Annotated in this window: 6 protein-coding genes; 4 read left to right on the top strand and 2 right to left on the bottom strand. The window is 73.5% G+C overall.

Translation table 11 applies throughout. The features are described from left to right. Window positions 1-1,167, top strand: a 1,167-nt coding sequence (locus PSH25_RS26790) for an ATP-dependent DNA ligase (protein WP_238661673.1), incomplete at its 5' end; no start/stop codon positions are given. Window positions 1,168-1,229: 62 nt separating this feature from the next. Here the strand turns inward: PSH25_RS26790 and PSH25_RS26785 are convergent. Continuing rightward, entirely contained in the window at window positions 1,230-2,033 is an 804-nt protein-coding gene (locus PSH25_RS26785) for an SURF1 family cytochrome oxidase biogenesis protein (protein WP_238661674.1), read from the bottom strand. 217 nt (window positions 2,034-2,250) lie between these two features. On the opposite strand from PSH25_RS26785, the gene PSH25_RS26780 reads away from it, so the two are divergent. Beyond that, window positions 2,251-3,654: a cobyrinic acid a,c-diamide synthase CobB gene (locus PSH25_RS26780; RefSeq protein ID WP_238661672.1), complete on the top strand. Its 1,404-nt coding sequence runs from the start codon at window positions 2,251-2,253 to the stop codon at window positions 3,652-3,654. Further along, window positions 3,651-4,220, top strand: coding sequence for a GNAT family N-acetyltransferase (locus tag PSH25_RS26775; protein ID WP_238661671.1), 570 nt, complete (start codon window positions 3,651-3,653; stop codon window positions 4,218-4,220). Before PSH25_RS26780 ends, PSH25_RS26775 begins: the two co-directional genes overlap by 4 nt. A 20-nt stretch (window positions 4,221-4,240) precedes the next feature. On the opposite strand, the gene PSH25_RS26770 is transcribed toward PSH25_RS26775, so the two are convergent. Beyond that, on the bottom strand, window positions 4,241-6,370 hold the full coding sequence (locus tag PSH25_RS26770; protein WP_238661670.1) for a transglycosylase domain-containing protein: 2,130 nt from the start codon (window positions 6,368-6,370) through the stop codon (window positions 4,241-4,243). A 121-nt stretch (window positions 6,371-6,491) separates the two neighbouring features. Between PSH25_RS26770 and cobC the strand changes: the two genes are divergently transcribed. Further along, a partial coding sequence (gene cobC, locus PSH25_RS26765) for an Rv2231c family histidinol phosphate aminotransferase CobC (RefSeq protein WP_238661669.1) occupies window positions 6,492-7,256 on the top strand: 765 nt, incomplete at its 3' end.

Genomic DNA, 7,256 nt, shown 5'->3' with positions numbered 1-7,256 from the left:
GCCGCCGACGTGCCGGTGGCGGCGGTCCGCCGGGCGCTGCTGCTCGCCGGTGATCTCCGGGCGGTGGCGGTGGCCGCGCTGGGCGGAGGGGCCGCCGAGTTGGCCGGGTTCGGTCTGCAGGTCGGCCGTCCGCTGGCACCGATGCTCGCGCAGAGCGCACCCTCGGTCGACGAGGCGCTCGCCGCGACCGGCACGCCGGCGGTGGTCGACGTCAAGCTCGACGGCATCCGCATCCAGGTGCACCGCTCAGGCGCCGACATCGCCGTGTTCACCCGCAGCCTCGACGAGATCACCACTCGGGTGCCCGAGGTGGTCGCCGCGGTCCGTGCCCTGCCCGGCCGGGAGTTGGTCCTCGACGGCGAGGCGATCGGCCTGGACGAGACCGGCCGTCCACTGCCGTTCCAGCAGACGTCGAGCCGGGCGGCCCGACGCACCACCCCCAGCACCACCGGGCGCACACCCGTGGCTCCGGCGGTGCTCGCGGCGGCCGCCAGCACGGGCGCGACGGTGCTCACCCCGTACTTCTTCGACCTGCTGCACCTCGACGGCGAGGATCTGATCGACCTTCCCGGCCGGGAGCGGTGGGCCGCCCTCGCCGGTGCGGTGGATTCGTCGCTGCTGGTCGGGCGGATGGAGGTCGACGATCCGGAGCAGGCCGCCGCCGCGTTCGCCGTCGCGCTCGACGCCGGGCAGGAGGGCGTGGTGGTCAAGGCACCGGACGCGCCCTACGACGCCGGCCGGCGCGGCGCCGCCTGGGTCAAGGTGAAACCGCGGCACACCCTCGACCTGGTGGTGCTCGCCGTCGAGTGGGGTAGTGGCCGACGCAAAGGCTGGCTGTCCAACCTGCATCTGGGTGCCCGTGACGCGCGCACCGGCGACTTCGTGATGCTCGGCAAGACGTTCAAGGGGCTCACCGACGAGCTGCTGCGGTGGCAGACCGAGCGGTTCCTCGGCCTCGCCGTCGAACGCGGCGACTGGGTGGTCCGGGTCCGGCCCGAGCAGGTGGTGGAGATCGCCTTCGACGGGGTGCAGACGAGTTCGCGCTATCCCGGTGGGATGGCGCTGCGGTTCGCCCGGGTGGTGCGCTATCGCGACGACAAGTCCGCCGCCGAGGCGGACACCATCGACGCGGTCCGCGCCATCCACGCCGGCCGCCCTACCGGCTGACCGGCCGGGTCAGGCGCCGAGCCGCACGCCCCGGGGCAGTTGTCGGCCGGAGGCGGCCCGAGTCAGGCGGTAGGTGTCGGTTCGGCGGCCCGGTCCAGGGGAGCCGGGGTGGTGCCGATGCCGGCGGCCCGGCGGGCCTCTCGACGGGCCACCCAGCCGTAGCCGAAGAGGGCCATCACCGCGAAGAGCCACCACTGCACGACGTAGCCGAAGTTCTGCCAGTTGTTGGCGTGCCCCACCGGCACCGCCTTGAACACCGGATCGGCCGCCGGGGTTTGCTCGTCGAGCAGCAGGTAGGCGCCGTAGACCGGGTAGGGAAGCTCGCCGGCCAGCCGCGACAGCCCGATCCGCCGGATCTCCAGCAGCCCGTCGCGTCGGGCCACCGCGCCGGCGCCGCTCTCGGTCTCGTGCACCCGACCGACCACCGTCACGTCGCCGGTCGGCGCGGCCGGCACCGACGGCAGGGCGGTCGCCCCACCGGGTGCCGGCGGGATCCAGCCCCGGTCCACCAGCAGCGCCGTGCCGTCGGTGAGCACCAGCGGGGTGAGCACCTCGAAGCCGACCCGGCTGTCCACCGTCCGGCCACGGACCAGCACGGTGTTGGTGGGGTCGTACCGGCCGGTGACGGTGACCCGGGTCCAGACCTTGTCCTCGGCGGGGGCCGGACCGGCCGTCCCCGCGCCACCGGTGGGAGCGCGCAGCGCGTCGGCGAGCGGCACGGGCGCCATCCGCTGGCCGGCGTCGATCCGCTCGTTGACCTCGGTGCGACCCCGGTAGCGGTCCAGCTGCCAGTTGCCGAGGAACACCATGACGGCGGCCGCGACCAGGGTCAGCGCGAGAGCGCCCAGCCAGCGTGGGCTCAGCATGAACCGGTACACGGCACCGAGGCTACTCGTATGACCGGCGCCACTGAGCTGGACCGGGCCGGACCGGTCCGGGACCGATGCCCGGGGCCCTGCCAGGGCCGGGCCGCCCACCCCGGTTGGCGGTGCTCGCGCCTCCGGCCGGGCGGGTATCGTCACGCCGACGGATCGGCCTCGGTCGTCCCGTCGCGTACCCGCCGCCGCTCGCGAGGAGTCGATGATGACCGTCGTGCCGCGCCTGGTGCTCAGCGCGCCGTCCTCCGGGCACGGTAAGAACGCGCTGGCGATCGGGCTGCTCGCCGCCCTGGCCGAGCGAGGGGTCGACGTCGCCGGGTTCAAGCTCGGGCCGGACCACGTCGACGCCGCGTACCTCGGCCTCGCCTCCGGTCGGCCGGGTCGGGTGATCGACCCCCGGCTGGTCGGCATCGACCGACTCGCCCCGCTGGTGGCGCACGGCGCCGCCGGTGCCGGGCTCGCCGTGGTGCAGGGCAGCATGGGGCTGTACGACTCGGTCGGTGGCCGTCCCGAGCAGGAGTCCACGGCCGCCGCGGCCGCCGCGCTGCGCAGCCCGGTGGTGCTCGTCGTCGACGTGGCCGCGATGGGTCAGTCGGTGGCGGCCCTGGTGCACGGTTTCCGCTCGTACGACGAGCAGTTGTGGCTCGGCGGGGTGATCCTCAACCGGGTGGCGTCGTCGCGGCACGAGGGGATGCTGCGCGAAGCGTTGGACGACGTGGGAGTGCCGGTCTACGGCGCGCTGCGTCGCCAGGACCTGCCGGCGGTGCTGCCGTCGCGGCGGCACGGTGTGGCGCCGGTGGTCGACGACTCGGCCGACGCCGTCCGCGCGGTCCGCCGGCTGGGCGAGGCCGTCGCCGCCACGGTCGACCTGGAACGGCTGCTCGGGCTGGCCCGCTCCGCCCCGCCGCTGCCGGCGCCGGCCTGGTCTCCCGAGGAGGCCCTCGGCTCGTTCACGCCCCCGGCGAACCGGCCGTTGGTGGCGGTGGCCGGTGGGCCGGGCGGCAGCTTCAGCCACCCGGAGACCACCGAGCTGCTCCAGGCCGCCGGCGCCGAGGTCGTCGTCGTCGACCCGCTGCGCGACGAGGCGCTGCCGGTCGGCACCCGCGCGCTGGTCGTCGGCGGCGCGCTGCCCGAGGCGTACGCCGAGCAGTTGTCGGCCAACCGGCGGCTTTGCATCGCGGTGGCCGAGTTGGCACGGACCGGCCGTCCGGTGATCGCCGAGGGAGCCGGGCTGCTCTGGCTGGCCCGGGAGCTGGACGGGCTGCCGATGTGCGGTGTCCTGGACGCGGTCGGCGTCAGCCGCGACGGGGTGGTGGCCGGCTACCGGGAGGCGACCGCCCAGACCGACAGCGTGGTCGCCGCCACCGGCACGGTGCTGGTCGGGCACAAGGCGCACCGTGCGGTGCTCACCCCCCGCGCCGGTCAGCGCCCGGCCTGGAGCTGGGACGGCGGCGCGCCGGAGGGCTTCGTCTGGCGTAACGTGCACGCCTCGCAGCTCACCCTGCACTGGGCCAGCCATCCGGCGACGGCCGCCCGGTTGGTCGCCGCGGCGGCGGCCGACCCGACGAGCGAGGTGGTGCCCGCGCAGCCGGGCGAGGTGTCGGTGTGATCGGTCAGGTGGCGGTGCGCCGATTCCCGGCGTTGACCGTCTCCACCCCGCGTACCGAGGTGCGTCAGCTCACGGCGGCCGACGCGGCGGCGGCCGGGGAGATCTTCGCCGACAAGCTGACCCGGCGCTGGCTGCCGTTGCCCGACGACTCCGGCCCGATCGACGGGCTGGCCTGGTGCACCGACCTGGCCCGGCAGCGGCGCGACAGCGGGGAGGGTGACCACTACGCGGTGCTCCGGCGGGAGGACGACCAGGTGGTCGGGTCGCTGTGGACCCGGCGCACCGACTGGGGCGCCCGCCTCACCGAGATCTCCTACGCGATGGGGTCGCACGCGCGGGGCTTCGGCTTCGCCGCCGAGGCGGTCGACGCGGTGGCCATCGCGCTGATCCTGGAGCACGGCTTCCAGCGGGTCGAGCTGCGGGTGGCACCCGGCAACCTGGCCTCGCGCCGGGTCGCGGAGAAGGCCGGGTTCAGCTACGAGGGTCTGCTGCGGAACGCCGGCTTCGTCAGCGGCGGCCGGGTGGATCTGGAACTCTGGTCGTTCGTCGCCGCCGACCTGCGCTGAGCCGCGCCGGCCCGCGTCGGTCAGCCGACGATGGCGTCCGATGGTGGGGTGAACTGGCGGGTCGGTGTGCCCTTCAGGCCGTCGCGCAGGGTCTCCGAAACCGCCTTGATCGGGATCTGGGACTGCCCGTCGCCGACGGCGTTGAACGGATTGTCCGGGTCGGAGATGAAGCTCGCCGCGGCCAACTCCGGGGTGTAGCCCACGAACCAGGCGGACCGGGTGCTGTCGGTCGTACCGGTCTTGCCGGCCACCGGGCGTCCGACGGTGCCCCGCACGCTGTCGGCGGTGGACCAGCCGCCGCAGCTGCCGCGCGCCGGGGTGTCTCCGGTCGGGCAGCGGGCCGCGTCCGTGGCCGCCCGCGCGGCGTCCGCGCTGACCACCTGCCGGCAGCGTGGCTTGGCCACTTCGCGGTGCAGGCCGCCCGGGGTGGCGTACGTGGCGGGCGTGCCGTCCCGGTTCATGATCGCTTGCACCGGGATGGCCTCGCAGTAGCGGCCGTCGGCGGCGATGGCGGCGTACGCGTTCGCCATCTCCAGCGGGGTGGCGTCGGAGACGCCCAGGGTGAACGCACCCCACTTCTTCGCCTTGTCCGGGGACGCGTGGTCCCGGTCGACGTCGGTGCGCCACCGCAGCCCGAGTTGTTCGGCCAACCGGACCGCCCGGTCCGCGCCGACCTTCTCCTCCAGCCACACGAAGTACGTGTTGACCGATTTGCCGAAGCCGGACCACATGGTCTGTTGACCGGTCATGGCGCCGCTCGCGTTGGAGGGCGACCAGCCGTCGTAGACCTCGGACCGGTAGCGGTAGGGCGCGTTGAACGAGGTGGAGAGGGTCATCCCCGAGTCCAGCGCGGCCAACATCGGGAACATCTTGAACGTCGACCCGGCCTGGTAGCCGGCCAGGTCACCGCCGCCGAGCAGTGGTGCCACCGTGTTCGGGTAGTTGGCCTTCACCTTCGGCCCGGCCTCGGGGTTGGAGCTCTGTGGGTTCTCGGCCAGGTCCAGCGAGTACGTCCGGTTCACCGCCATGGCCTTCACCCGCCCGGTGCCCGGCTCGGAGACCACGATGCCGTTGGCGAACGGGCTGCCGGTGGCTTCCTTGGTGCCCACGCTCTTCTCGGCCGCCTCCTGGATCTTCGGGTCGAGGCTGAGCACGATCCGATAGCCGCCCCGGCGCAGGTTGTCCATCCGATCCAGCCGGTTCGCCCCGAACGCGGGCTGCGCGCTCCACCAGTTCTTCAGGTAGTCGCAGGCGAAGCCCCAGCTGTTGTACTTCTCCGTCACCGCGGCGCAGTCGTGCGGTGGGGTGGTCAGTTTGAGCCGGATCGGCTCGGACTTGGCGGCGGCGGCCGAGTCGGGGGAGAGGTAGCCGAGTTGGCTCATCCGGTCCAGCACGTAGTTGCGCCGCCCGGTGGCCTCCTTCTGGTCGGAGTCGGCCGGGTCGTACTCGGAGGGGGACTTGACCAGTCCGGCGAGGGTGGCGGCCTCGACCGGGGTGAGGTCCTTCGGGGTCTTGGAGAAGAAGATCTCGCTGGCGGCGTAGATGCCGTACGCCCGGTGCCCGAAGTACGCCGAGTTCAGGTAGCGCTCCATGATCTGTTCCTTGCTGATCTCCTTCTCCAGGTCCAGCGCCATCCGCATCTCCTTGACCTTGCGCAGGCTGGTCTGCTGGGTGGCTTCCTGGACCTCCTTGGGCGTGGTCGCGCTGTCCCGCAGGGCCATCCGGACGTACTGCATGGTCAGCGTCGAGGCGCCCTGGGAGCCGCCGGAGCGGGCGTTGGAGACGAAGGCCCGGGCCACGCCCTTCGGGTCGACGCCGTGGTGCTGGTAGAAGCGGGAGTCCTCGGCGGCCACGATCGCCTGCTGGATGTTCGGCGACATGTCCGACAGCTTCGTGTACTGCCGGTACTCCTCGTAGAACATGGTCAGCACGGTCTTGCCGTCCGGGCCGTAGACGTACGAGGTCTCGGCGGGCAGGGCGGTCTTCAGCAACCGGGTCTTCTGGTCCACGGCGTGCGCGGTTGCCTTCGCGCCGAGCCCGGTGAGGGCGACCAGTGGGTAGGCGGCGGCGGCGATCACGATTCCGGCGATCAGTCCGGCGCGTAGGAGAGGGACGAGTCGACCAGCGGCAGCAAGGGGTCGGTTGCTCACGTGGCCAAGTTATGACATTTCCGATTCGTACATGAGAAGAACTCTTAAACCGGCGAGTGGTGACGTGGCTTACGCCGGGATCGACTGTCCCACCGGCCACCTTCCCGGCAGGATCGCGGACATGTCTGATCAGCCGAGCGCGGTCGACCCACCCACCGGGGTCGAGCCGGACCTCGCGCACCACGGCGACGCGGAGGCCAGCGCCGGCCTGATCGACCTCGCCGTCAACGTCCGTCGAGCGCGGCCTCCCGCCTGGCTGGCCGACCCGATCGCCGCGACCCTGACCGACCTGGCCCGCTATCCGGACCCGGCGCCGGCCCGGGCGGCGGTCGCCGCCCGACACCGCCGTCACCCGAACGAGGTGCTGCTCACCGCCGGGGCCGCCGAGGGCTTCGTGCTGATCGCCCAGGCGCTGCGCGGCGTTCGCCGCCCCGTGGTGGTGCACCCCCAGTTCACCGAGCCGGAGGCGGCGCTGCGGGCCGCCGGACACCCGGTCGAGCGGGTGCTGCTCGACGCCGCCGACAGCTTCCGGCTCGACCCCTCCCGGGTGCCCGCCGACGCCGACCTCGTGATGATCGGCAACCCGACGAACCCGACCTCGGTGCTGCACCCCGCCCGGACGGTGGCCGCGCTCGCCCGCCCGGGCCGGGTGCTGGTGGTCGACGAGGCGTTCGCCGACACCACCATCGCCCCCGGGCACCCCGGCGAACCGGAGTCGCTGGCCGAGCGCCGCGACCTCCCCGGGCTGCTCGTGGTGCGCAGCCTCACCAAGACGTGGGGCCTGGCCGGGCTGCGGATCGGCTACCTGCTCGGTGCCCCGGAGCTGCTGTCCCGGCTGGCCGCCGTCCAACCGCTCTGGGCCGTCTCCACGCCCGCGCTGGCGGCC

Source organism: Micromonospora foliorum (assembly GCF_022229015.1).
Classification (GTDB): Bacteria; Actinomycetota; Actinomycetes; order Mycobacteriales; family Micromonosporaceae; genus Micromonospora; species Micromonospora foliorum.
This window is presented reverse-complemented; position numbering and strand designations above follow the sequence as displayed.